Raw genomic sequence first — 1,759 nt, 5'->3', positions numbered from 1 at the left:
TATTATGGTGATCCCCTGGGCGAAATGCGCCTGGTAAGCAGAGTTTTTGAAATGTAAGGCCTTTGAATAAGACAAAAGGCTGCCTCATCGCTAACTTTGCAACAGTGCCCTGTGACCAGGTGCGCCGGCAGCCGCTGGCGAGGCCTGCAGATCTGCTCCGGAGCGGGAACAAATCGCACGGCTTGGGCCGTGGCCATCGAGCACCAGGAACGCCAGGAGTGGGGAGTTTGTTACCCCTGTGACCAGGTGCGCCGGCAGCCGCTGGCGAGGCCTGCAGATCTGCTCCGGAGCGGGAACAAATCGCACGGCTTGGGCCGTGGCCATCGAGCACCAGGAACGCCAGGAGTGGGGAGTTTGTTACCCCTGTGACCAGGTGCGCCAGCTGCAGCTGGTTTACAGATGAATTTTTCTAAAATTTCTTAGCCAAAAATAGAACAAACTAAGACAGCTTGAAATGGCAAAACAAGAGCATAACCCGTATATAAATATGAGTGGAATTGAGTTTTTCAGATATTGGTTTTGTGGAGGATTGAAAAAGAAAAACAACAATATGAAAAACGATACGACAATAACATTAAGAAGAGGGATGCAGTGTCTCATCTTTCCGTAGGACAACCATTTCAAAACCATTTTCCTTTCGTATTCAGGGTTTTTTGAAAAAAGAAATGTATAAGCAGGAATAATCATCCAGCAAAGAAATAAAAGAATTGGGATTGCGTGGGGGTGCATAGAATCCTCACCCCATCCTTTAGCTGCTGGTATTAAAGACGAGAACAATTCTGAAATTGATTGTGACAGCGGTGAATGCTCAATATTGAGAGCGACCAACAAATAAGGAATAATGAACGCAATAACGGCTGGAGTCCAAAACTTGAATGTCTGTGTATATCTGTCATTTATTAAGTCAATCCATATCTTTTTATTGCTTGGTATATACATTGCTGCCACCGTCTGATGATTGAAAAACAATAACGCCGTCTTTATTAACTAACACTTCGTCGTGCTCCTTAGTAATTATCAGCGGGTTTTTCGCTGCTTGAAATGAATGGGCGGAACGGTTGTGTGTAAAATCATTAGTTACAACACCATCTTTTTCGAGTACCAGATAATAATCCCCCTCTGTTAAATGCCCGCGATTAAATGTGTCGTGAGGAAATTTATCGTTGCATTGAGTCCATTTGGGTAGTGTTTTTTCGCAAACCAGACTAATGGATGAATAGGGAGAAAATATAAACACCCTGTCCCAGTTGTTTCCAATAGCTTGAGAAAGGAGAAATGTTTTTTCCTTTGAAGCCAGCTCGTTTATTCGGCTGCTCTCGGCTTGTTGACCACAGCCACACAAAACAGACATAAATAAAAATAGTATTTTTTTCATTAGATGCGAACTCCAGTAGATTGTTTTTGAGCGGTTGTGTCTATTTTCTTTATCTCGTTTTCAGCAGCTGCAACTAACTTAGATAATGCGGGGTGCATTTCATTTTGTTTTAGTGTTTTTATTATCAGTTCAGCGCGTGACATATCCCCCGCATCTACTTTGCAAGCTGCATCCTTTGCCATCCATGCGGGGATTACTCTATTGGACTGGTTGGCGAGTATAGAAAGAAGTTCTTTAGTATCATGTAGTTGATTCATGTTTGATTGAACCCTGTAATAAAAAACCGCCCCCAAAGGGGCGGAAGGAGCCCCCTCTGGCAGGATAGTTGTCACCCCCCTAAAATTTAACCAGTTGGGGGTTAAGGCTTGAATGTGCCGAGTTACA

The 1,759-nt window shown here is 43.7% G+C and carries 2 protein-coding genes; both read right to left on the bottom strand.

Annotation, left to right across the window (positions count from 1 at the left end):
• Positions 1 to 919 precede the first annotated feature (919 nt).
• Positions 920 to 1,375 (bottom strand): hypothetical protein, encoded by a 456-nt coding sequence (locus SJ312_RS23210; RefSeq protein ID WP_319868411.1) that lies wholly within the window; start codon positions 1,373 to 1,375, stop codon positions 920 to 922.
• The coding region (locus SJ312_RS23205) for a hypothetical protein (protein WP_319868410.1) at positions 1,375 to 1,759 on the bottom strand (385 nt) is incomplete at its 5' end. The genes SJ312_RS23210 and SJ312_RS23205, both read right to left, overlap by 1 nt.

Origin of the sequence: Providencia sp. CIM-Carb-044 (assembly GCF_033901115.1) — a bacterium.
Classification (GTDB): domain Bacteria; phylum Pseudomonadota; class Gammaproteobacteria; order Enterobacterales; family Enterobacteriaceae; genus Providencia; species Providencia hangzhouensis.
This window is presented reverse-complemented; position numbering and strand designations above follow the sequence as displayed.